The sequence below is a fragment of the uncultured Campylobacter sp. genome (assembly GCF_937996225.1).
Classification (GTDB): domain Bacteria; phylum Campylobacterota; class Campylobacteria; order Campylobacterales; family Campylobacteraceae; genus Campylobacter_B.
Map to the genome: position 1 here is coordinate 1 of NZ_CALKTC010000079.1, position 24181 is coordinate 24181.

The window sequence follows — 24181 nt, forward strand, 5'->3', positions numbered from 1 at the left end:
TTTCAAATATTTTTATATAAAAACCGAGCTTTAATCAATAAAAGGCTACAATACGCCAAATTTAATTCCAAGGGAAAGTCATTGTTTGAATCTATGCGCGCGGCACGCTCGCTAAGCCCCCTATTTCTGGGGATTTTCTTTATGTTTATCGGTGACGCGCTAGTTATCGCAAGCGCGGGCATTATGCTAAAAGAATCCGGCCACAGCGAGCTTGAGATCGGACTAATTTCGGCGTTTTTCTTTTTAGGAGCGATCTTTAGCGGCTTTTTCGTGCCTTCGATAATCGGCGCGCTCTCGTACGTGCGGGCATACGCGGTCTTTACGGCGCTTTTCGGAATTGCTGCAATGCTGCACGATCTAGGCTCAAACCTCGTGTATTGGGCGATTTTGCGCTTTATTTTGGGCTTTTGCTACTACGCGCTTTTGATGATAATCGAAAGCTGGATAAACTCAAAGATCACAAACTCCATCCGCTCCCGCGTGCTGGCGATCTACGAAGCGGTTTTTTACGGCGCGTTTGCGATAGGAGTTATAATCTTGGCGCTAAATTTCGGAACGATGAAGGTCTTCGTGCTAAGCGCATTTTTCATCATCCTGGCGCTGCTGCCGGTAAATTTAATCCGCTTCAATCCTCCCAGAGTTCCCGCTCGCATGCGCATCTGTATGCCGCAAATTTCGATCGTGCCGCCGCTTGCGTTTGCGACGGTGGTTTGCGCGGGCATTTTGATTAACGGCTTTTTTTCGATGGCGAGCGTTTTTGTGCTAAGCGCAGGGCTTGGAGTGGGCTCGGTAGGCGCATTTATGGGATCGGCGATGGTCGGAGGCTTCCTATCGCAGCTTATTTGCGGCGTAATCTCGGATAAATTCGGCCGCAAACGCGCCATAATGATAGTTTGCGTCGTGGGCCTTACTTCCTGCGCGGCGCTATTTTTTGCCAAAAGCTTCATCCTAACGTGCGCACTTGCGTTGATGTTAGGATTCGGCGCTTTTCCTTTATATTCACTTGCCATCGCGCGCGCAAACGACTCCATTACCGGCGAGGGTGCATCTCGCGTGCAAATTTCAGCGGCGATGCTTTTTATCTATTCGAGCGCGTCTCTCTGCTCGCCTTTGATCATCGGCGCGATGATGAAATTCTTAGGCGCAAACGGCTTTATCTGGGTCTTTTTCGCAGCGATGAGCTTTTTATTTATATTTGCTATCTTTCGCCCTGAGATCGCGCCGAAAAGATAGCTTTAAAATTTTAAATTTTTTCGTAAATCAAAAATTTATAATAAAACGCCGCGATTGCGAACATAAAGCCCATACCGAAGGTGATTTGCGAAAGCGAGAATCCAAGCTCGAAAAAAAATCCGATCGCAGCCGACACGAGCGTGGCGACGATGAAATACGCCATGTCGTTATAAGCGATGACGCGCCCGAAAAACTCCCTATCGACGTGGTTTTGCAGCTGCGTAAAAGAATACGACCACACCGTCGTGATGAAAAATCCCGCCGCGATCATGCCCGCAAACGAAAGCCAGTAGTTAAACTCCAGCACCGCCCACAGCGCGATGCCCGCAAACTGCCCCAGCAGGATCCAAAAAAAGGTGTGCTTATTTACGATCTTGCTCAGCCATATCTGCCCGAAAAATGCGGCTGCCGAGCGCGACATATTCATAAGCCCGATGACTAGCGAAGCGCTTAAAATCTCTTTGTAGCGGTATTTCGCAAGAAGCGCGATGAGATTGTCGTAGGTGGTGACGGCGACGAAGGCGTGAAGGACGATGAGATGCACGACCAAAGGATGCGAGCGCAGGTAAGAAAAGCCCTCCTTTAGCATCTTAAACACCGGCTCACGCGCGTTTCTTGTGAGGTCTTTAAAATTTAGCCGCAGCAGGATGAAAAACGAAAAAACGTATAAGCAAAAATCCAAAATAAACGCCGCTCGCACGCCGAAATAGTGGATAAAAACGCCTGCACTCGCCATGCCGAAAGTATATGTGATCGTCCAGATAATACCCGTCATCTCGTTAGCAAGCTTTAAATAGGGGCGGCTTAAAAATTTCGGCAGCGTGGAGGATTCGGTTTGAAAAAACAGCGTGCCTGCGACGCTGCGCACGACCACGATCAAAAGCAGCAGCCACAGATAATCCAAACTATCGATAAAAATCAGCATGAAAATACTGATCATCTCGGTTATAAACATCGCCGTCATCAGGGGCTTTGGTTGAAATTTATCCACAATGATGCCGTTAATGGGCGCTAAAAAAACGTTTGGCACGAACGAAACGACGCCCACCGCCGTGATCGCCCACACCGGCGCGCCAAGCTCTATGAGCAACGTAGCGACCCCCACCACCGAAAACCACAAGCCGAACATACATATAAAACCCGCCGAAAAGAGCAGGCGGTAGTTACGTGAATGGCGAAGCAGCACGATGTATCTGATCATAAAATTTTATCCCGTAAATTTAATATAAAAAATCTAGCGAAATTGTATCACGGCGCGCCTTAAAAGCCAAAATAAGCTAAAAATGCTATAATTGCGAAATTTTAAATTCAGGAGTGAAAATGGAAGGGTTCGTAACTACGGTAATAGTATTTTGCGTCCTCATCGCGGCAATTCTAAAGATGGGGGTCAAGATCGTCTCACAATCGGAAATTTTAATCATCGAGCGGCTGGGTCGCTTTCATAAGGTGCTAGACGGCGGCTTTCACATCATCGTGCCGTTTTTTGACGCGGTGCGCGCGAAGATGAGCGTTCGCGAGCAGCTCGTGGACATCAGCAAGCAGCAGGTCATCACCAAAGATAACGTCAACATAAGCGTCGACGGTATCGTGTTTTTAAAAGTCATCGACGGTAAGATGGCGCTTTACAACGTCGAGGATTATCGCCGCGCGATTTCAAATTTAGCGATGACGACGCTACGTAGCGCGATCGGCGAGATGAGCTTAGACAGCACGCTTAGTTCGCGCGATCAGCTAAATTCCAAGCTGCAAATCGCTCTGGGCGACGCCGCGGATAACTGGGGCGTAAAGATCATGCGCGTGGAGATCTCCGAAATTTCGGTACCGCACGGCATCGAAGAGGCGATGAATATGCAGATGAAAGCCGAGCGCGAAAAGCGCGCGATCGAGCTTAAAGCCGAGGCTGAAAAAGCAGCCCTCATCCGAAACGCCGAAGCGCTAAAGCAGGAGAAGGTGCTCGAAGCCGAGGCGATCGAGCGTATGGCGGATGCGAAAAAATATGAGCAGATCGCGCTCGCGCAAGGTCAAAAAGACGCGATGGACAGTATAAATTTAGCGATGAGTGCTTCCAGCTTTGCGGCGGAATACCTGCTCGCGCAGGGTCGCGTAAACGCTTTTAGCGAGCTATCCAAAAATCCGAGCAAGGATAAAATTTTGATCCCTTACGAAACGAGCGAGCTGATAGGCTCTCTTAGCGTGCTTAAAGAATTCCTCGGCAAAAACGGCGCGAAGGAGCTCAAATGAACGCGCTGATTTTTATCATAATCGGCGTGATTTTGGCGATCGTCGAGCTTTTGGTGATGGATTTTACTTTTATATTTTTCAGCGCCGGATTTTTCATCACGGGGCTTTTGAGCTTCGGCTTTCATCTTGATTGGGACGTGCAAATTCTGCTTTCGTTCGTGCTATCTTTCGTGCTTCTGATCGCACTTAAAAGGCCGCTAAAGTCGCGCTTTTTCAAACCCGAAGAGAAACATAAAGATAATTTTTTAGACGAAAGCGGCACCGGCACCGTCAAAAACGGCATGGTCTATTTCAAAGGCACGTTTTGGAAAAGCGATGAAATTTCGGATCTTAACGAGGGCGACCGCGTCGAAATTTTAGGCGTAAAAAACGGCCAGATCGTGATTAAAAAAGATAGTAGTCGAAATTCTAGCGGCGCGGACAGCGTAAATTTAAATGACGGCAGCGTAAATTTAAGCGGCGCGGACAGCACGAGTGCCGACGATAAAAATTCCAACGCCGCCGCGAGCAAAGACGTACAAAGCTCTGGCGCTAAAGAAGAAGCGCCCGAAGATCCGAAAGAGGCGTAGAGTGAGCGCTAAAACCGCACCGAAAAAAACGATCAACAGCAAAGATGAAATTTTAAAATTTTTATCGTCGCAGAAAAAGAGGCTTTTTGCAGTTGGCGTTACCGAGCTAGGACTTTTCGGCAGCTACGCCAAAGGTAGCGCCGACGCGTTTTCGGACATCGACATCGCGATCGAAACCGACGGGGCAAAAATGGTAAAAAATTTAGGAAACCCATTTTCGGCGCTGGTTTTTTTAGACGATTTTAAAAAAAAGCTCTCCGGTAAATTTAATGTAAATGTCGATCTGTGCGATACTACCTCTTTAAGTCGCGAAGAAAAAACAAAGCTACTGCAAGGAGCGATTTATGTTTGAAAGATCAAGCGCCGAGCGATTAAAAAAGATATCTGATAAAATTTCATCCATCCTAAAAAAATGCGAGGGCGGCGTAGCGCAGGCTCTTACCGATGAGGACGTTTTGCAGCCCGCAATAATGATGCAATTCATCAATATCCACGCCCTGCTAAAAGGGCTGCAAGAAAGCAACGATTTGCAGGCTTTGGCGATCTTTAGCAAAGATGAAATAAGAGCTATCAACGCCACCAGAAATATTGCTTCGCACGAATACGAACGGCTAAATTTTGAGCTGATAGAGATAGCCATCAAGAACTATCTTCCAACGCTAAATCAAAAAATCATCGACGCACTAAAGCCGTATCGCAAAGGCAAATCGGAAGGATAAATTTGAAAAGACTAAGTATAGATGAAGCCCTAAATTTAATTGAGCACGCCGATCTAAACGAGCTTGGGCGCGCGGCGTTTGCACGCAAGCGCGAGCTGCACCCGGATCGCGTCACGACCTTCATCATCGATCGAAACATAAACTACACCAACGCCTGCATGGTCGATTGTAAATTTTGCGCATTTTATCGCCATGCAAGCGACGCGGACGCCTATGTGCTGAGCTTTGAGCAGATCGGCGAAAAGATCGAGGAGCTCATCGCCGTGGGCGGCACGCAAATTTTATTTCAAGGCGGCGTTCATCCGAAGCTGAAAATCGAGTGGTACGAGGATCTCGTGGAGTTCATCCACAAAAATTACCCGAGCATCACGATCCACGGCTTCTCGGCGATCGAGATCGATTATATCGCGCGTCTTAGCGGCATCAGTACGCTTGAAGTACTTCGCAGGCTGCAAGCCAAGGGGCTTTACTCGATGCCTGGAGCTGGAGCCGAAATTTTAAGCGACCGCGTGCGAGATCTCGTAGCGCCGCGTAAAAGCGACAGCGCCACGTGGCTTAGAGTGCACGAAGAGGCGCACGGCATCGGCATGAAAACGACCGCCACGATGATGTTCGGCGCGCTTGAGAGCACGCGCGAGATCGTGGAACACTGGGATAAAATCCGCGAGCTGCAAGACCGCACGGGCGGCTTTCGAGCGTTCATTTTATGGAGCTTTCAGGGGCAAAACACCCGCCTTTTGCGCGAGCATCCCGAGATCAAAAAGCAAAGCCCGAACCGCTACCTGCGCCTGCTCGCCGTCTCGCGGCTATTTTTGGATAATTTCAAAAATATCCAAAGCAGCTGGGTCACGCAGGGCAGCTACATCGGGCAGCTGGCGCTAAAATTCGGCGCAAACGATCTTGGAAGCACGATGATGGAGGAAAACGTCGTAAAGGCGGCGGGCGCGAGCTTTCGGATGAGCAAGGACGAGATGATAGCGCTGATCCGCGACGTAGGCGAAATACCCGCCAAGCGCAACACTAACTACGATATTTTGGAGACGTACGCTTAGGTGCGGGCTTTTGCGTGTTTGCGGCGGGAATTTTATTCGCTTGCGGCTAGAATCTAGCGGTAGAATTTTATCTTAAAACAGATGGCGAATTTTTGCGATCGTGAAATTTTGCAACGGAATTTAAAATTTTGATATGGGTACGGGTTTAAATTTACAGGCGCGAGCGGAATTCGCACGGTAAAATTTCATTTCGCTATGGAATTTCGCCTTAAAATTTTTTGGACGCGAAATTCCACGCCGCAAGATCAATGCGGCGGAGACGGCGCGTGAGAGACATTTCGTTTACAACGCTTGCCGTGTTTGAGCACGGATATATTTCTGCTAACGCGTTGCGGCGGCGCGCCGTTTGGGGCGCTGAAATTTTACAAAACGTGCGGTGCGATTAAGTTTTGCAATGCCGCAGGTAGTTTGTAGCCGGTTGCAAGAGCCGTATAAACAGCGCGCAGCCTGTGCTTTGGTACCGGCGAACCATATTCGCGGCGTGGACGAGGGCGGCGATTTTAAAATTTGCAGTATCCTGCGGCGCGATTAAATTTTAAACAGGACGGGCAAAACTGCCCTAGCGCGAAATTTTAGAAGCGAGCCCTGGCGCAAATTTTAAAAGCGGCGCGGCTGCGTCAAAATTTTAAAACCGCGCCTGCAAGAGCGATGAAATTTAAAAATTTTATAAAGGAAAACGATGGAAAAAAAAGAGATTTCACTTAAAATCAAAGGCGGCAAGAGCGCTAAAATCGACTTTTTGTATCAATTCGACGATTCGCTGCCGGTGGCGAGCTTCAAGCTAATTTTCAAAGCAAGCGGCGCGGTGAGCGAGAAGATAGCGGGTCTTGCGCGCATCTGCGCGGGCGTTTTGGGCGAGGGCTCAAAGACGCTGGGAGTGAGCGAATTTCACCGCAAGCTCGATATCCGCGCGGTCGAGATCAGCGCCGCGAGCAATTTTGAAACCTTCGGCATCCAGCTAAACTGCCTAAAAGAGCACTTCGATTTCGGCCTAGACATGCTGCGGGAACTGCTTAAAGAGCCCAATTTAACGCCCTCGGTGTTGGAAAAGCTAAAAATGCAAACCATAGGCGAGATCGCTGTGCTAAAAAGCGAGTTCGATTACATCGCGACGTGCAACCTAAAAGCGCTTCTGTATCCGCGCACGAGGCTCGAGCGGCCGCTCATAGGCGACGAGGCGAACATAGAGCGGATCACGATGAAGGACGTGCGGGAGTTTTTCGCCTCGCTGAGTTTAGAGAATTTATACGTCGTTTTATGCGGCGACGTGAGCGATAAAAACCCGAAAATCGCGGAAATTTTGAGCCTTTTTGCAAGCGGAGAAAAGCGCGAGCTGCCGTTTTTCACGCCCAGCGATGCGAAAAAAATAAAGATCCAAAAGGAGCAGACGCAGCAGGCCTACATCTACTTCGGCGCGCCTTTTGCGCTGCCGAAGGAGCAGGAGTTTATCGCAAACACCGCGCTTTTCGTGCTCGGAAGCAGCGGTTTCGGCAGCAGGCTGATGGAGCGTATCCGCGTCAAGCACGGCCTTGCGTACTCGGTCTATGCGCGCGGCGATTTCGAGCTTAGTCGCCGCGAGTTTTGGGGCTATCTGCAGACCAAAAACGAAAATTTACAAAACGCCGCCGCGCTCGTAAAAGAGGAGATCGCAAAATTTATCGCATCTGGCGTGAGCGAAGCGGAGCTGAAAAGCGCTAAAAAATTCCTAATCGGAAGCGCCGTGCTGCAAAAAGAGACGATGTTTAAGCGCGCGGCAATCGCGCAGAGCGAGTATTACAAGGGCTACGCATTCGGCGAGTTCGAGCGAAATTTAAAGCGCATCGAGACGCTAAAACTCGGGGCGCTCAACGATTTCATCAAGTCGCACGATGAGATCATGAACCTAAGCTTTTCCGTCATTTGCGACGAGGCCGCCGCGAAAAAGGGGCTTAGAATTTAGCTCGTCGCGGCGCGTATCTCCGTGATCGGCATAAATGGGTAAATTTTAAATTTATAAAGCGGCGCGAACGGCGCTAAATTTTACTTTTGCGCTCCGTTTGCGGACGGCTTGTGCGTTTAAATTTAAAACCGCGCCTGCGCGTCGCGCTAAAATTTGTGGGCTTTGCAGAAGCGATTAAATTTACGAGCCTTGCAAGAACGGCTAAATTTAAAGACGCCGTGCGCGGCTCGGTAAAATTTCAGCGCGCAAAATCGAAGTCCTGCCTCGCACGCCGTTTGTAAGCCGCGCTGCGAAATTTAAAAAGGCGCGCGGTGGCGGCTACCGTAATTAAATTTTTGCGGTTTGCAAATCGCGCTATGAATTTCAAAAGCGATCACACGCCGTTTTAAAACCTAGCGCACGCTGCAAAGTACGCTGCCAAACAAAATAACGCGCAAGCCAGGCAAAATTTACAGGCGCAGCCGGCGAGCAAATTTGCCGCAATGGGTGAAAATTTTAAATAAATTTAAGTGAGCGATCTCGCTGCGACAGGTAAAATTTCGGCTAAATTTAGGCGAGCGATTCCACTGCGGCGCATAGAATTTCGTAGCGCAATGGCTTAACGCCTATAAAATTTAAAGGATGAAAATTGATTTTTGAAGCAAAAGACGCGGCAGCACTGCAAAAGGCGGGCATTACGACGCTTTTGGATCTGGCGCTGCTTCTGCCCAAAAGCTTCGACGATCTAAGCGTGGGGGACGCGCCGTGCGCGGGCGAGAGCACGGCGGAGGTCGAGTGCCTCTTCCAGCATAGGCGCGGCTCGATGCTCATCGTCACGGCGCACTGCCTCAGCTGGGAGCGCGAGATCAAAATCGTGATCTTCAACGCCAAAAGCTGGCACTTCGGCGCCTTCAAGCGCGGCAAAAAATTTTTTATCCACGGCAAATGCGACGAGAACTTCGGCTCGTGGCAGTTCGTAAATCCAAAAATCGTAAGCGAGCCGGGCAGGATCGCACCCAAATACAAAGCCGCGCTGAGCGACGCCGCGGCGCAAAAGCTGATCAAAAAATATCTAAGCGCGGGCGCGCTTTTAGGCTGCGGACTGCGCGCAGACGAGGCGGCGGTACTGCTTGCGCTACACGAGAGCTCGCCGCGCAGCGTGCGAATGCTAACCGCGCTAAATAGGCAGCTCAAAGAGGGCGGCGCGGAAAATTTCGGCGAGCGCGACGACGTTTCAAGCAGCGGCAAAATTCCGAACGGGAATGAAATTTTAAGAGACGAAATTTCAAGCAGCGATAAAATTTTAAATGACGATGGAATTTCAGATAATAGCAAAATTCCAAACTCGCAAAACTCGGTCGCTGAAATTTTAAACGGCAGATCGCAAAATGATGAAATTTCAAGCCATCCGCAAAATGGCGGAGTTCTTGCCTGCGTAACAAAGCGCGGCGCGGCGAATGAAATTTTAAGCGACGGAATTCCAAATGGCGCAGAAGCCTCGCCCAGCCAAAATATCCACAGCGGAGAGGCTGTGAGTGATAAAATTTTGGACGGCGAGGAACCTCAGGCGCACGGCGCGGAGATTTATAACGACGAAAATTTTAGCATTCAAAGCAACGAGGATTTTCTTGCCGCATATGGCGCCGAGGCGCGTGAGGATAAAATTTCAGACGATCTCAAAAGCGACAATGGCGCGGCGGCGAGCAGCGATAAAATTTCAAACGACCCAAGATTCAGCAGCGCCAAAATGGCAGTACGGCCAGCATACGCTCAAACCGCAACCGCTCAACCCATGCTAACTCATGTCACTACCGAGCAGTCCGTAGCCGAGCAAGCCGCACAACAAAATTCAAGCACCCAAGACATAGGTGCGCAACCCGCAGCAATCCAAACTTCAAGCCAAGTAGCGAGCGCGCAAGCCGCGACTGCCCAAACTTTAAGTGCACAAGCTACGGGCGTGCAGCCTATATGCGATCAAATCGAAAGTCTTCAGACAGTAGCAGCCGTGCAGACCGCAACCACAAAGCCTACGATCGCTCAAAATGCAAACGCCGATGCTGTTCAAGACGCGCTCGCCGCACCGATGAGCGCTTCGCGCGATTGTGCCGTGCAACCTACGCATTATCAAACTGAAATTATCCAGACCGCAGCCGCCCAAGCTACAACCGCCATACCTACAATCGCTCAAATTGCAAGCGACACTGGAACTGTCCATGCCGCCGAGGCTGTCCGAGCCGTAGCCGTCGCAGAGATGAGCGGTGCTGAAATTTTACGCACGCTGAAATTTATCGAAATTCTAAACTACCTGCAAAAGCTAAGCGCGAAAAAAACGAGCTTCCCTGCGCAAATTTACCCGCTGCACGACATTTCGGACTGGCTTGCTTCTCTTCCTTTTGAGCCTACGCGCGATCAGCTGAGAGCGATAAAAGACATCGCTAGCGATCTGCAAAGCCCTCTGGCACGCCGCCGCGTCGTCATGGGCGACGTAGGTAGCGGCAAGACTCTCGTCATCCTCGCGAGCGCGGCGATGAACTACCCGCGCATCAGCTATCTGATGGTGCCTACGAGCATCTTGGCCGAGCAGATTTACGCCGAGGCGCGCCGCCTGCTGCCGCCGCAGATCAAAGTCCTGCTCGTAAAAAGCGGCGATCGCGAGCCGAATTTTGCGGGCGCGCACTTTATCATCGGCACTCACGCCCTGCTCTACCACGAGCTCGCGCCGTCAAATCTCATAATGGTCGATGAGCAGCACCGCTTCGGCTCCAACCAACGCGAAAAGATCGCGCGCCTCACCGAAAACGGCGAGTTTCGAGCGCATTTCATTCAGTTTAGCGCCACACCGATACCGCGTACGCTAAGCATGATCCAGTCCGAGCTCGTGAGCTTCAGCTTTTTAAAACAGCTGCCGTTTGAAAAACAGATCAAAACTATAATCCTGCAAAACGACGGATTTGCGGGCTTTATGCAGGATCTGCGCCGCGAGCTCGCCGCGGGCAATCAAGCGATCATCGTCTATCCGCTCGTGCAGCAAAGCGAAAGCTCGGTCTATCAAAGCCTTGAGGAGGCGGCGCCGTTTTGGAAGGCTCAATTCCTCGATGTGCTGATCACCCACGGCAGCGACAAGGACAAGGAGGAGGTCCTGCGCCGCTTCCGCGACGAGGGGCGGCTGCTGATAACCACGACGATCGTCGAAGTGGGCATCTCGCTGCCGCGGCTTAGCGTCATCCTAATCGTAGGCGCCGAGCGGATGGGGCTTGCGTCGCTTCATCAGCTGCGCGGACGCGTCGGGCGTAAGGGACAGGCGGGGCGCTGCTACCTCTACACCAAGCTCAAATCCCCGCCGCAGCGCTTGCGCGAGTTCGCAGCGACGCTGGACGGATTCAAGGTCGCAAATATCGATCTGAAAAACCGCCAAGGAGGCGATCTACTCGGCGGCTCGGTGCAGCACGGCGCGATGTTTACGTGGTACGATTACGAAGAGGACGTGACGGCGGCGGCAAAGCAGCGACTAAAGGACATAGGACGAGGTGCGTGAAATTCTACGAGATGCGATAGAATTTAAACGTAATTTTAGCCGCGGCAAAATTTTACGAAGCGAATGCGATTATGAGGTAAGGAGCGATCTGATATAAAATTTGAAATTTCACGGCGCAGATTGCATCGGATAAAATTTAGAGCTTTACCAAGCCTCATTTGCTTTTAATTTCTAAAATTTATGCAACTTAAAGTCCAAAAAAAGGAGAGCAAAATGGCTTACGTGACCTACGGCAAGGCAAAATGGCATTGGGGCGCGGCAAATGCGCCGACTGACATTCCGCAGGAAAACGGCGCGACGCACATCGCGTTTTTCTTCCGCTGGTGCATGGAGCGCAAGCTCTATTCCAAGGACTTTGCGGCGGATTTCGCGGACGATATAGCACGGATGGACGATAGCTTTGATTACCGTCAGTATTTTTTGGGCGCCATGGACGGTGTGCTAAGCAGCGACGAGCTAAACACCGCGGGCAAGGCCTTTGCGAAGGCCTACTACACCACAGACCGCACGAAATTTGCCAAAACGCACGGCTGGTATTTGCAAGATTACGACGATTTCGTCGCGCGCAAATTTGGCGATAAAAACTTCGACAACGCCTATTTTTACATAGAAAACTCGCCGCAAAATTACGCCGAGATCAAAGAGATCATCGATTGCCGCTACGAGGAATTCTTGAGCTTCAAGGAGGCAAAGTAGAAATTTTACCGCCGAGCTTAGCCGGTTTAAAATAGACGTCCAATCCGAAACGGCGCTCGATGTAAATAAGCAGAACCGATACGAAGCGGCAGCGGCAGGGCTTAAAATTTAGGTAAATTTAACTATAATCGCCGCAAAAATTTGAAAATTTTAAAATTTCACAAAGGATTTCATAGATGATCAAGGCACTTCGCGGTATGAACGATATTTCAGGCGAACAGGCGCGCATCTACTCGCAAATTTTAAGCGTGTGCGAGCGCGTGGCGCGCAATTACGGCTTTTGCCTCATCGAAACTCCCAAACTCGAGCAGACCGCACTATTTCGCCGCAGCGTCGGCGAGAGCAGCGACATCGTCGGCAAGGAGATGTATGAGTTTAGCGACAAAAGCGGCGATAGCGTCTGCCTGCGCCCCGAGGGCACCGCGGGCGTCGTGCGCGCCTTTATCGAAAAAAAACTTGACCGCAGCGGCGGCGTGCATAAATTTTATTATCAAGGCTCGATGTTTCGCTACGAGCGGCCGCAAAAGGGGCGTCTGCGCGAGTTTCATCAATTCGGCGTCGAGTGCTTCGGCGAAAGTAGCGTTTATGAGGATGCGAGCGTGATCTTGATGCTAGCTCAAATTTTACGCGAGCTAAATGTCGCCGCAACGCTTAAAATCAACTCTTTAGGCGACGAGGAGTGCATGCCTGCATATAAAACCAAGCTCGTAAATTTCTTGCAAGAACGCAAAGACAGGCTCTGCGAGGACTGCCAAAGGCGCATCGACACCAATCCGATCCGCGTACTGGACTGCAAAAACGAAAGCTGCCAGAAAATTTTAGCCGCCGCGCCGCTTATAACTGAAAATTTAAACGACGCTTGCGCCGCGGAATTTGCACAGCTGCAAAGAATTTTAACCCAAAACGGACAAAAATTTCAGATCGATGCGAAGCTCGTGCGCGGGCTTGATTACTACTGCAAAACCGCCTTTGAGTTCGTTTCAAGCGAGCTTGGCGCACAAAGTGCCGTAGGCGGCGGCGGGCGCTACGACAGACTCGTGGAGTTTTTAGGCGGCAGAAAGACGGCGGGCGTGGGTTTTGCGATCGGCATCGAGCGAATAGCCGAAATTTTAAAAACGCGCGAAGCCCCTCAAGAGCGCGAGGGACTTTATATCGGCGCACTGGATGAGGCGTTTGTTAGCACGGCGTTTTCGTTTGCGCTAAAGCTGCGAAAGTTTTGTAAAACTCAAATTTCATACGAGCCCAAGGCGCTTGCGAAGCATTTAAAAGCAGCTGACGGGGCGGAGGCGAAATTTTGCCTTTGCATCGGGCAGGACGAGTTTGATCGCGCCGAGGTGTGGTGCAAAAATTTAGAGAATCAAACCACCTTTGCGATCAAATTTAAAGAGGTCGAAGCGTTTTTTAAGGATAGAGCATGAGCGATTACGGACTAAATATTTGGGGAAATTCCAACTTCACGATAGACGGCGGCAAACTATGCCTAAACTCCGATTTCAAGCAGCCTTTGGTAGATATCATAAAAGAGATCCGCGCAGACGGCGTGCGAGGCCCGATACTGCTACGCTTCCCACACCTCATCAAAAAGCAAATCGTCGAAATTTATTCAAATTTTAACCGAGCCATAAAGGAGTTCGGCTACAAGGGAAAATTCCACGCCGTCTATCCGCTTAAAGTAAATCAATTCCCGGGCTTCGTTAGAAATTTAGTCGATATCGGCGAGCCTTACGGATACGGACTTGAGGCCGGCAGCAAGCCCGAACTGCTGCTAGCGATGGCGTATAATAACTACGGCGCACCGATTACCGTAAACGGTTTTAAAGATAAGGAGCTTATAAATATCGGTTTCATCGCCGCAGAAATGGGGCATAACGTAACGCTTACGATCGAGGGGTTAAACGAGCTTGAAACCATCATCGAAACGGCTAAGGAGCGGTTTGCGCCAAAGCCTTTCATCGGGCTTCGCATCAGGCTGCACAACTCCGGAAGCGGATTGTGGGCGAAAAGCGGCGGGATAAATTCAAAATTCGGTCTTACCTCGACCGAGCTTATAGAGGCGATAAATTTACTCAAGAAAAACGACCTCATCGAGCAGTTTACGATGATTCATTTTCATATCGGCTCGCAAATTACCGAGATCCATCCGCTCAAAAAAGCTCTTATCGAGGCGGGCAATATCTACACCGAGCTTCGCAAAATGGGTGCGAAAAATTTAAAATCCATAAATTTAGGCGGAGGTCTTGCTATCGAATACTCCCAAGCCAAAGAAAGCTCCAGCCGCAACTATACGCTAAAAGAATACGCCAACGACGTGGTTTTTTTGCTAAAATCGATCGCAGAGGATAAAAAAGAGGCGGAGCCGGATATCTTTATCGAGAGCGGCAGATACGTAGCCGCCAGCCACGCTGTGCTAGTAGCGCCGATTTTGGAGCTTTTTACCCAAGAATACGCCGAAGAAAAGCTCGCCTTAAAAAAGGATAATCCGCCGGTAGTCGCCGAGCTATACGATCTGTATAAAACTCTAAAGCCGTCCAACGCGCTAGAGTATCTGCACGATGCTATGTCGCACATGGAGAGCGTGCTTACCCTTTTTGATCTAGGATACGTCGATCTGATCGACCGCTCAAACGGCGAAATTTTGGTTCATCTAATAATGCGAAAAGCGTATGGAATTTTAGGCAACAAGCAAGAATATAGCAATTTCTTAAACTCCCTAGGCAACGCCCAAGAGCGCTATTTGGTAAATTTCTCGATCTTCCAAAGCCTGCCCGATTTTTGGGGCATCAAGCAGCACTTCCCGATCATGCCGCTAGAGAGGCTGGACGAGCGCGCCACCCTATCGGCGTCGATCTGGGATATCACCTGCGATAGCGACGGCGAGATAGAATTCGACAGTCAAAAAAATCCGCTATTTCTGCACGATTTCGATCCTGAAAAAGAGGAGTATTTTTTGGGCTTTTTTCTTGTCGGAGCCTACCAGGAGGTGCTTGGCATGAGCCACAACCTCTTTGCACACCCAACAGAGGCGACCGTGATTTTAAAGGATGACGGCGGCTTTGAGATCAAGGATTTTATCGAATCTCAATCGGTCATCGACATCTTGGAGGATATGGACTACGACGTAGTAGATATCCGCGAAAGCCTAAACGAGCGCGTCGAAAAATCAAATCTTATCGGAGATAAAGAGAAAAAGCATATCCTGGGCGAACTATATCTGTTTTTAAACGACAATAGCTACTTAAAGACAATCAAATGAGTTTTTGGCAAATTTTAAAACAAGACTTTACCGAGCCCTTGCGTCAAGACCCCGCATGCAATAGCGTATTTGAGATATTTTTCTGCTATCCAGGCGTCTGGGCGCTAATAAATTACCGCTTCGCGCACTTTTTTTACGAGCGAGGTTTTAAGCTTATAGCTCGCGCGATCAGCGGACTTACCCGCATAATCACCGCCGTAGATATAAATCCGGGCGCACAGATCGGTAGAGGAGTGTTTTTCGACCACGCCACGGGGCTTGTCATTGGAGAAACGGCGATCATCGGCGATAACTGTCTGATCTATCAGGGCGTCACTCTCGGCGGCGTGAGCTTAGAGCACGGCAAGCGCCATCCGACGCTGCAAAACGGCGTCGTAGTTGGTGCAGGAGCTAAAGTGTTAGGCAACATCACCATCGGCGAAAATTCTAAAATCGGCGCAAATTCCGTCGTCGTAAAGGATGTCGAGCCAAACTGCACCGCCGTGGGCGTGCCCGCCAAAATTTTAGGAAGCTGCCAGAGCGATCCTTTGGCGCATAATAAAATTCCCGACATCAGCCAGGAGCTTATCAAATATCTCATCAAGCGTATCGAAATTTTGGAGGAGTGCATTTGCAGCGGCAGAAAAGATATCGCCGCAATGGATGAGGATCTAAATAAATTCTACGAAGAGTATCTGAAATCATTAAAATAAGAGGGTTAAAGTGAAAAAAGCTCTATTTTTTATAATTTGTGCTATTTTGTCGGCAAGCGGCAGCGATGCTAATAGCGCGAAAAATTCCGCGAACGACGTCAGAATAAGTTTAGTAAAAAGCCTATACATCAAAGATACCTATTTCGGCGATCACAAAAATGTCTTATCGGCTTCTTTCAAATCTGCGCTTATGCAGGATGAAGCATCTGCTGGCGAAGGTGAGGTTGGCTGCTTGGACTACGATCCGGTAATCGGCGGTCAAGATGTCTGCGACGATGCGAAATATGATTTTGAGCTAGGGCAGCGCGATACCGTCGTAGTAACTCAGACCTGCCCCTACGGCGCGCAGACGATAATCTACAAACTCGTCCGTAGCGGAGGAGATTATAAAATCGACGATATCTACGACCAAGACCCAAGTAGCGGCAGAGCTTTTAGCGTCAAAAATCAAATTTTAAATTGTCTAAACCAATCCAAGGAGCATCAATGAAATTAACACTTTCAAGTCGCGTAAGCAAGCTCGGCGAAAGCCTAACGATCGCAATCAGCACCAAAGCCAAGCAGATGAAAGCTCAAGGGCAAGACGTCGTAATCCTAAGTGCGGGCGAGCCTGATTTCGATACCGCAGAGGTCGCCAAAAGGGCTGTCATAGAAGCTATGGCTAAGGGCTGTGGAAAATATACGCCGGTTGCCGGCACGCCTGAAATTTTAAATTTAATCGCACAGAAGCTAAAGCGTGATAATGCTCTAAACTACAGACCCGATCAGATCATCACCAACGTAGGCGCCAAACACTCGCTATTTAATGCCTTTAACTGCATCTTAAACGAAGGCGATGAGGTTATAATACCGGCGCCTTATTGGGTCACCTACCCTGAAATTGTAAAATTTTGCGGCAGCAAGCCCGTCATCGTAGACACCAAGGCGGAAAACCGATATAAAATCACCGCCTCACAGCTCAAAGCCGCGATCACGGCGCGTACGAAGGCGCTGTGCCTTTTCAACCCGAGCAACCCCGCAGGCGCCGTATATTCGCGCCAGGAGCTGCAAGAGCTTGCGGAAGTGCTAAAAGGCACGGATATTTTAGTAATTGCCGATGAAATTTACGAAAAAATCGTCTTCGGCAAGAGCTTCATAGCCGCAGCAAGCATCAGCGAGGATATGTTCGGGCGCACCGTGACGATCAACGGGCTAAGCAAATGCGGCGCGATGCCCGGCTGGCGCTTCGGCTACACGGCGTGCGCGATCGATGAGCTAAATAAGGCTATGATCAGCCTACAAAGTCAAAGCGTCAGCAACGTAGCTAGCATCGTCCAGGCAGGCGCTATGCCGGTGCTGCGCGGCGAGGCGGACGATTATATTGAGGAGATGAGGCGCGAATACGAGCGCAGGCGCGATTTTGGCACAGACGCGATAGGTGCGATCCCAGGGCTTAGTGTCGTAAAACCAGATGGCGCATTTTATTTCTTCATAGATTGCTCTCAGGTAGAACCTGATAGTATGAAATTCTGCATGCAACTGCTAGATAAAGGGCTCGTAGCCACGGTGCCAGGAAGCGGATTTGGCATGGATGGGCACTTTCGCGTAAGCTTTGCGTGCTCTATGGAAAATCTAAAACGCGGCTTTGAGCGCATAGAAAAATTCGTAAAAAATTACCACAGATAGGCATGCTAGCGAAATTTGAATCTAAATTTGTCGTAGCTTAGCAGCGAAATTTTTTACATAAAATTTAATGCGGCTTAGCGGCAAATTTAGTGTGGCACGGCACAGCTCTGCGCGAGATTTAAAGCAAATCCGGTGCGACGCAGCACGGAATTTAACTCAACCGCCCATCACAGCACGATACGACTCGGCTTAGCTCAGATAGAGCGGTAGTTCAGTGTGGTTAAAATTAACGTTTTTGATCCGAGGCGTTTAAGTTTATTCCATGCTGTTTTATCCAAGAGTATTTAAATTTCGCCGTTTAATTCAAAATTATAACTATCGCGAGCTTGGTGATAAAGGCTAATTTGCTCTTGCTCTACTTAAGAACGATTAAGTTTCGCGCCGTTTTATTCAAAAACATTAAAATTTCATACTTGTCGATGCTACTTCGATTTCCCCAATTCCTTTACGTTTTACTCAAGAGCTTTAGATTTTTATACCGCCGCATTACGGTGCCTACCGCGCGAAATTTTATCTAGGCGGCGATATTTCTAGCGCGGATACGGTTCGGCGCGGCGTGCAGGCGCGATCCGACCGCCAAAGCCCAAATCCGCTTAAATTTAAAATTCCAAGCCCGCTCGGGTTAAATTTCAAACCTAGCGCCCATTTAAGGCGCGTGCAGGGCGAGCATAAATACGCGCGCCGCCCAAACGGCGCATAGACGAGACGATCCGCCTCGCCCTATCGCGCCGGCAGACCTAGATAATTTCAAATGCGGCGGCGATCCTGCTGCGATGCACCGCGACACGCTTTTACAAATCTCGCGCTGAAATACCAATTTGCGACTTGTATTTCGGCGGCATGCCGCGACACGTTTTTGCGAACGGCTCGTTTGTGGCGGAGTAGCAGAGGCGGCACGGATCAAATATACCGCGGTCGCGAATGAGCGAAATTAATCCGTTTATCTTATCCGTTCGTTTCCCGCGGACGCTTGCATGGGCTCCGTATTTATACGCGGCGCTATGCCGCATCCACGACGCAAAAAATGAAGCGGTCCGTGCGTGCGATAAAAAATACATAGGCGCAGCAAGCGTGCCGAGCGGTGCGGACGAAACGAGCCGTGAAAGGCGCCCTTTAGATTTGCGCTCTCGCAAGCCTTCAAAATCGACTTTTTTAAAATTTCCCCTGCGCGCAGACCGCAAAAATCAGCTTTTAAAATTTTTTCGCCCGCTTAAATTTTAAAATCGGCTCTTTAAAATTCTCCTCTGTGTGAGCTCTCGGAATTTCTCCTTTTTTTGAAATTTTAACGCACATTTAACTAAAAAATTCAATAATTTCAAATGTATATTTTACTTTTTAAAGGAGAACATATGAGAAAAACCGCCCTTGTTTTAGCGCTTCCGCTCTTTTTTACGCCCGTTTTAGGCTTTGATGTAGCCAAACTCAACGCCAAAAAAGCCGTGCCGTACGAGCAAAAGACGCAGGAATTTAGGCTGCCCGTAGGCATCGACGAAAACGGCGTCATAGACGAGGCAAAGCTCGGCGACTCGCCTTATGCAAAGACCGTCATCTACGGCGCGAAGCTCATCAACGAGACGACGAGATATCTCGGACCGCAGGCGAAGGATGAAAAAATGCGCTTTGCGGGCAACAACCTCTCCTGTTCGAGCTGTCATACGAGCGGCGGTGTCGTGCCCGATCAAAGCCCGTTCGTGGGTATCTACGCGAGATTTCCGCAGTATGTCGCGAGATCGGATCAGCTAGTCACGCTGCAAGACCGCATAAACGGCTGTTTTCAGCGCTCGATGGCGGGCAAAGCGATACCTACAAACTCCAAAGAGATGCGCGCAATGATCGCTTACATGCACTGGCTCTCCGCAGGCTATGAGGTCGGCGCAAAGCTAAAAGGTCAGGGGTTGCCGAAAGCGCAGTTTTTAGACCGCGCGGCGGATCCTAAAAAAGGAGGCGAAATTTACGCCGCAAAATGTGCCGCCTGCCACGGCGAAAACGGCGAAGGGGTAAAAAACGAGGGGTTTGCTCAAAGTGGCGATTATTACACATTCCCCGCGCTTTGGGGCGATGACAGCTACAATACGGGCGCCGGTATGTATAGGCTCATCGAAGGGGCTAGGTATGTCAAAGCCACTATGCCTAAAGGAGACGCCTCGCTAAGCTGGGAGGAAGCTTTCGACGTGACGGCGTATATAAACTCAAAACCGCGCAAGATCAAACCCGATAGGAAGAAAGATTTCCCCGATCTAGACGTCAAGCAGATGGATATGGATGTGGGGCCCTACAACGACGGATTTGACGAGAACGATCACCGCTTCGGCCCATACAAACGCATGATCAAAAAATAAAATCAAACGCCGTCCTTGCGGCGGCGGAATTTTGACGTAAATTTAATGCGGCTCGAAATTTAACGCAAATTTAGTGCGACGCGGCACAGAATTTAATACAAATAGCGTGATGCGGCACAGATCTTAAAGCATTCTGCTCGGCACAGCGCGGAACGGCTCGGGATTTAATGCGGTTGCGGCAGTTAGCACGATTAAATTTCGTGTCGCTTTAATTTAAGGGTATTTAAATTTCAAGCTGCTGTATTCAGGAGCGCTTAAATTTTATGCCGTTTTATTCAAATGCGGCTAATTTTGCGCTGTTATGTTACGATGCCTGCTGCGCCGCGCACTGCTCGCGATTTTAAATTTCGCTTCGGAATTTAAAAATTTCATCGCACGACGCATCTAGATTTCGTCGCAAAAGCTCTGGCATAAACGCCGCCAGCGGCAGAAATTTTATCGCAGAATTTTTAAAATTCCGCGCCGATGTTTTCAAAACCTGCGCTGCCTGCCTCTTGATACAGCCGCGCTAAAATTTAACCAAACATGACGGTCACACAAAATACGACGAACAAGACGAGCGCAACGAATACAGCCGACGCCGCAGAGCGAGACGCAACGAATCAAAAAACTTACAACGCAATTCATAAGCGAGCTAAATTTTAAAATTTTACCGTGCCCGAGGCCTTAGCGCAAACGCAATAAATTTTATGTTTTAGTGCGCCTTTGAGCCCGAGCGTATCAAATAGATTTTAAACGAAATTTCAACGTCGCCGCGCTATTTTATATTTTTATAAAGACTATTTTAGTAAAATCAGGGCTTTATGAGCGAGATAAAAATTTTAATCACCGACGAGGATCTGTGCGCCCCAAGGCGGCTTTTGAGTAGGCGCGATAAGAAGCTGGCGCGCGTACGAGGACATCTGCGCGAGTTTCGCGTTTCGCGGGCGCTTAAAGCGCGCTTTAAAAAACGCGGCAGATTTTGTATCTCGCACAAAAGTGCGGATGGCAAAACGATCGTCGCCGTGGCTCTAGCGAGGCAAAAATTCGGACTTGATCTTGAAATTTTAAAACCGCGGGATTTTGCCGCGGCGAGCGAGTTTTGTTTCAACGCCTTTGAGCGCGAGCTTTTGGCGGCGGCGGACGAGAGCGAAAAGACGCTCGTTTTTTATAAAATTTACACGATCAAAGAGGCGCTGATTAAGGCGCGAAGCCTGGGTTTTTACGCGCTTGCTCGCGTGGGTCTGGCGCGCGGCGCAGATGGAGAGGCTCTGACGCTTGATGAGCGCGGCAGGGCGTGGTCACACAAGAGCTATATTTTGGAGGGCGAGATTTTGATTTCGCTCATTTTTAGGGAGAATTTTTGAGACCTGTTTATCGTTTTTACGCTATTTCTAAAACGGCTTTCATTCTGCTTTGCGCCGCGTTTTTTATAGGCGGATGCGCACACAAGGCGCCTGGGCAAATAGCGGAATTTAGCCAAAAACAGTTCATCCTGACGGATCCTAACGGCGTAAAAAGCAGAGCCCTGATCTCAAAAATTTCACCCGCAAACGGCGAGGAGAGCCGCTACAAGCTCGTCTGGCTCGATATGCTAGGCGCGCCGGTAGCACGCAAAATTTTATCGATCAAAGGCGGCGAGGCGAAATTTCGCAACGACGGCTTCCTGCCGCCCGATTCACAGAGCGAGCTAGTATTTTTAGCCCTGCTTGGGAATGCGGATAAAGCAAATTTCGCCATAAACGCAAAGGGGCGCCGATATGACGCAGTATCTAAGTAGTCCGGGGCTCATCTGTGCGGGCGCAAACAGCGCCGCAGAGCTTTTTAGCGCGCTGTGCGAAAAAAGATCCGCGCTGCAAAAGCTTAGCGTCTGCGGTAAAAACTTCATCTTTGGGCGCGTGGATACGCCGCTGCCGCAGATCAAAGATCGCGCCTACGCCACGCGCACGAACGCTCTGGCGCTTTACGCCTGCCTCGGCGTGCAAGAGCAAATAGAACAAGCCGTGCAAAAATTCGGCGCGCACCGCGTAGGCGTGGTGTTTGCGACCACCAACACCGGCGTGCAAGAAAACTATGCGGAATTTTTCGCCTGCGGTAAAGACGCGGGAAATTTTATCTCGCAAGACGGCGAAAATCCCGCGCCGCGCAGTGAAATTTCTGCAATGAACGGCGAAAATTTCGCCAAAATTTCAAAAGACGCAAACGATAAATTTAAAAACTTCTGCTTCGAGCGCAACTCCCACGCAAACCCCGCAAATTTTATCCGCGAATGCCTCGGACTAAAATCCGTCGCGATCGGAGTTTCTAGCGCCTGCACCAGCGGAAACAAAGCTCTCATCGAAGCTTCGCGCCTCATCTACGCGGGACTTTGCGACGCGGTCGTGTTCGGCGGCGCCGACGCACTCGACGAGCTCACGCTGCAGGGCTTTAGCGCGCTTGAAATTTTAAGCGAGCAGCCGCTAAAGCCGTTTTCAGAGGCACGATCAGGCACAAATCTAGGCGAGGGAGCCTGCGCATTCGTGCTTTCGCGCGAGCGCATAAGCGACGTCGCGGTTTTGGCTCACGCCGCAAACTCCGACGCTTATCACATCACTAAGCCCGATCCCGGCGCACGTATGCAGATCAAAGCGATTAAAACCGCGCTAAAATCGGCGCAGCTGCAAAGCGTGGACTACGTCAATCTGCACGGCACCGGCACTGCGGCCAACGACGCGATGGAGGCCTTGGCTATGAGCGCCGCCCTGCCCTTAGCGCCCGCAAGCTCGTCCAAATGGGCGACCGGACACACTCTTGGCGCAGCGGGGGCGATCGAGCTTGCCGTGTGCTACGAGGCGATCAAACAGGGCGTGATCCCGCCAAATTTTACAAACGATAAAATTTGGCGCGGCTCGGAGGCTGAAATTTTTCGTGGCGCGCAGGCGCGGCGCGGCGTGCGAAACGATGAAATTTTAAATAACGCGAGTGAGCAAATTTCGTGCGGCTCTAGTGGCGAAATTTTGCAAAATGCGCAGGGTGAAATTCCAAAAAGCGGCGCGGATGAAATTTTGGCTGCGTCTAAAGCTTTGCAAGGCGCGGACGATAAAATTTTAAATAACGCCGCGGATCAAACTTCACAAATGAGCGAAATTCCAGCAGCGCTGTCTAAATTTAACCTCGCGCGCGAAGCAAAAAAGGCGCGCGTAGATACCGCGATGAATATAAACTTTGCTTTCGGCGGCGACAACGCCGTAACCATAATAGGACGCGTATGAAAGCCTCTAGCATCCTACCGCAGAGCGGATATATGGTCTTTGTGGATGAAATTTTAGAGGTTAGCGACGGGTATGCGAGCTGTGCGTTTAGCGTTAAAGAGGACTTGCCGTTTACCGAAGACGGCGAGCTCGGCAGCTACGCGTATATGGAGATAATGGCGCAGTGTATCGGCGTGTATTCGGGCTACAGAAACGACGGCGAGGTGAGGCTTGGGTTTTTGCTGGGCGTGCGGAACCTGGATATTTCGCGCGCAGGCCTGAAAGTGGGCGAGCGCGTAATCACGACGGCAAGGCAGAGCGTAAGCGACGGCGAGGGGCTATATATCTTCGACTGCGAGATCCGCTGCGGCGACGAACATATCGCAAGCGCCACGCTAAGCGTGATGAACCCAAATGATGAAATGCTAAAGAGTATAAATGGCTAAGAGAATTTTAATCACCGGAGCAAGCGGCGGTATCGGCGAGGCGTGTGCATTAAATTTAGCGCAAAAGGGCTACGGCTTGGCGCTAAACGGACGCAACGAGGCAAAGCTTAATGACGTAGCGAAACGCTGCTTGGACGCGGGCGCGGCGGAAGTTCAAATTTTAAAATTTGACGTCGCAGATACTGCTGCGGCGCAGGAGCATATCGAAGCAGATATAGAGGCAAACGGCGCGTACTGGGGCATCGTGCTAAACGCTGGCATTACGCGGGATAACTCCTTCGTGTGGTTCGAACGCGAGGATTGGCAAAGCGTGATAGATACGAATTTAGGCGGGTTTTATAACGTCCTAAAGCCCGCACTGATGCCGATGATCCGTGCCAAAAAGGGCGGGCGTATCGTCGTGATGAGCTCGGTTAGTGGAATTGCCGGCAACCGCGGCCAGAGCAACTACGCCGCTAGCAAAGGAGGCCTAATCGCCGCGGCAAAATCGCTGGCGATAGAACTTGCAAGCCGCAAGATCACGGTAAACGTGGTAGCTCCCGGGCTCATCAAAACGGCGATGAGCGAAGGTATAAACGAAGTCGCTAGCGAGCAAATTTTAAGCGCGATTCCGC

22 protein-coding genes and 1 pseudogene are annotated in these 24181 nt (G+C 50.1%); 22 read left to right on the forward strand and 1 reads right to left on the reverse strand.

Annotation, left to right across the window (positions count from 1 at the left end; all coding sequences use genetic code 11):
- The first annotated feature begins 81 nt into the window (after nt 1-81).
- Nucleotides 82-1233 carry an MFS transporter gene (locus Q0174_RS09205; RefSeq protein WP_298043469.1) on the forward strand — a complete coding sequence of 384 codons (1152 nt, stop codon included), beginning with the start codon at nt 82-84 and terminating at the stop codon, nt 1231-1233.
- Between the two features lie 10 nt (nt 1234-1243).
- On the opposite strand, the gene Q0174_RS09210 is transcribed toward Q0174_RS09205, so the two are convergent.
- Nucleotides 1244-2434, reverse strand: coding sequence for an MFS transporter (locus tag Q0174_RS09210; RefSeq protein ID WP_298043471.1), 1191 nt, complete (start codon nt 2432-2434; stop codon nt 1244-1246).
- A gap of 119 nt (nt 2435-2553) precedes the next feature.
- On the opposite strand from Q0174_RS09210, the gene Q0174_RS09215 reads away from it, so the two are divergent.
- The 21 genes and pseudogenes from Q0174_RS09215 to Q0174_RS09315 all read left to right on the forward strand — a co-directional run.
- Complete coding sequence (locus Q0174_RS09215) at nt 2554-3474, forward strand: stomatin-like protein (RefSeq protein ID WP_298043472.1); 921 nt, start codon at nt 2554-2556, stop codon at nt 3472-3474.
- The gene (locus Q0174_RS09220; protein ID WP_298043473.1) at nt 3471-4043 is read left to right on the forward strand and encodes an NfeD family protein; all 573 of its coding nucleotides are present in this window, start codon (nt 3471-3473) and stop codon (nt 4041-4043) included. The genes Q0174_RS09215 and Q0174_RS09220 overlap by 4 nt, the downstream gene beginning before the upstream one ends.
- Nucleotide 4044: 1 nt before the next feature.
- A complete protein-coding gene (locus Q0174_RS09225) occupies nt 4045-4395 on the forward strand; it encodes a nucleotidyltransferase domain-containing protein (protein ID WP_298043474.1) in 351 nt (116 codons plus the stop codon).
- Nucleotides 4388-4762 carry a HepT-like ribonuclease domain-containing protein gene (locus tag Q0174_RS09230; RefSeq protein WP_298043475.1) on the forward strand — a complete coding sequence of 125 codons (375 nt, stop codon included), beginning with the start codon at nt 4388-4390 and terminating at the stop codon, nt 4760-4762. The genes Q0174_RS09225 and Q0174_RS09230 overlap by 8 nt, the downstream gene beginning before the upstream one ends.
- Before the next feature lie 2 nt (nt 4763-4764).
- Nucleotides 4765-5814: a dehypoxanthine futalosine cyclase gene (locus tag Q0174_RS09235; protein ID WP_298043487.1), complete on the forward strand. Its 1050-nt coding sequence runs from the start codon at nt 4765-4767 to the stop codon at nt 5812-5814.
- Nucleotides 5815-6493: 679 nt separating this feature from the next.
- Complete coding sequence (locus tag Q0174_RS09240; RefSeq protein WP_298043489.1) at nt 6494-7753, forward strand: pitrilysin family protein; 1260 nt, start codon at nt 6494-6496, stop codon at nt 7751-7753.
- 110 nt (nt 7754-7863) lie between these two features.
- Complete coding sequence (locus Q0174_RS09245) at nt 7864-8034, forward strand: hypothetical protein (RefSeq protein WP_298043491.1); 171 nt, start codon at nt 7864-7866, stop codon at nt 8032-8034.
- Nucleotides 8035-9947: 1913 nt separating this feature from the next.
- A pseudogene (gene recG, locus Q0174_RS09250) lies at nt 9948-11267 on the forward strand (ATP-dependent DNA helicase RecG); the annotation flags it as partial.
- Nucleotides 11268-11480: 213 nt separating this feature from the next.
- A complete protein-coding gene (locus Q0174_RS09255; RefSeq protein WP_298043493.1) occupies nt 11481-11963 on the forward strand; it encodes a hypothetical protein in 483 nt (160 codons plus the stop codon).
- 176 nt (nt 11964-12139) lie between these two features.
- Entirely contained in the window at nt 12140-13381 is a 1242-nt protein-coding gene (gene hisS / locus Q0174_RS09260; RefSeq protein ID WP_298043495.1) for a histidine--tRNA ligase, read from the forward strand.
- A complete protein-coding gene (gene speA, locus Q0174_RS09265; RefSeq protein ID WP_298043497.1) occupies nt 13378-15216 on the forward strand; it encodes a biosynthetic arginine decarboxylase in 1839 nt (612 codons plus the stop codon). Before hisS ends, speA begins: the two co-directional genes overlap by 4 nt.
- The gene (gene cysE, locus Q0174_RS09270) at nt 15213-15908 is read left to right on the forward strand and encodes a serine O-acetyltransferase (RefSeq protein WP_298043499.1); all 696 of its coding nucleotides are present in this window, start codon (nt 15213-15215) and stop codon (nt 15906-15908) included. The genes speA and cysE overlap by 4 nt, the downstream gene beginning before the upstream one ends.
- Before the next feature lie 10 nt (nt 15909-15918).
- On the forward strand, nt 15919-16398 hold the full coding sequence (locus Q0174_RS09275; RefSeq protein WP_298043501.1) for a hypothetical protein: 480 nt from the start codon (nt 15919-15921) through the stop codon (nt 16396-16398).
- Nucleotides 16395-17573 (forward strand): pyridoxal phosphate-dependent aminotransferase, encoded by a 1179-nt coding sequence (locus tag Q0174_RS09280; protein ID WP_298043503.1) that lies wholly within the window; start codon nt 16395-16397, stop codon nt 17571-17573. The genes Q0174_RS09275 and Q0174_RS09280 overlap by 4 nt, the downstream gene beginning before the upstream one ends.
- Nucleotides 17574-18129: 556 nt before the next feature.
- Nucleotides 18130-18273: a hypothetical protein gene (locus Q0174_RS09285; RefSeq protein WP_298043505.1), complete on the forward strand. Its 144-nt coding sequence runs from the start codon at nt 18130-18132 to the stop codon at nt 18271-18273.
- A 649-nt stretch (nt 18274-18922) separates the two neighbouring features.
- A complete protein-coding gene (locus Q0174_RS09290; RefSeq protein WP_298043506.1) occupies nt 18923-19912 on the forward strand; it encodes a c-type cytochrome in 990 nt (329 codons plus the stop codon).
- 803 nt (nt 19913-20715) lie between these two features.
- Nucleotides 20716-21258 (forward strand): 4'-phosphopantetheinyl transferase superfamily protein, encoded by a 543-nt coding sequence (locus Q0174_RS09295; protein WP_298043508.1) that lies wholly within the window; start codon nt 20716-20718, stop codon nt 21256-21258.
- Nucleotides 21255-21671: a hypothetical protein gene (locus tag Q0174_RS09300; protein WP_298043510.1), complete on the forward strand. Its 417-nt coding sequence runs from the start codon at nt 21255-21257 to the stop codon at nt 21669-21671. Before Q0174_RS09295 ends, Q0174_RS09300 begins: the two co-directional genes overlap by 4 nt.
- On the forward strand, nt 21652-23142 hold the full coding sequence (locus Q0174_RS09305; RefSeq protein WP_298043511.1) for a beta-ketoacyl synthase N-terminal-like domain-containing protein: 1491 nt from the start codon (nt 21652-21654) through the stop codon (nt 23140-23142). The genes Q0174_RS09300 and Q0174_RS09305 overlap by 20 nt, the downstream gene beginning before the upstream one ends.
- Nucleotides 23139-23567 (forward strand): hypothetical protein, encoded by a 429-nt coding sequence (locus Q0174_RS09310; RefSeq protein WP_298043513.1) that lies wholly within the window; start codon nt 23139-23141, stop codon nt 23565-23567. The genes Q0174_RS09305 and Q0174_RS09310 overlap by 4 nt, the downstream gene beginning before the upstream one ends.
- On the forward strand, nt 23560-24181 hold a 622-nt coding region (locus Q0174_RS09315), incomplete at its 3' end, for an SDR family NAD(P)-dependent oxidoreductase (protein WP_298043514.1). The genes Q0174_RS09310 and Q0174_RS09315, both read left to right, overlap by 8 nt.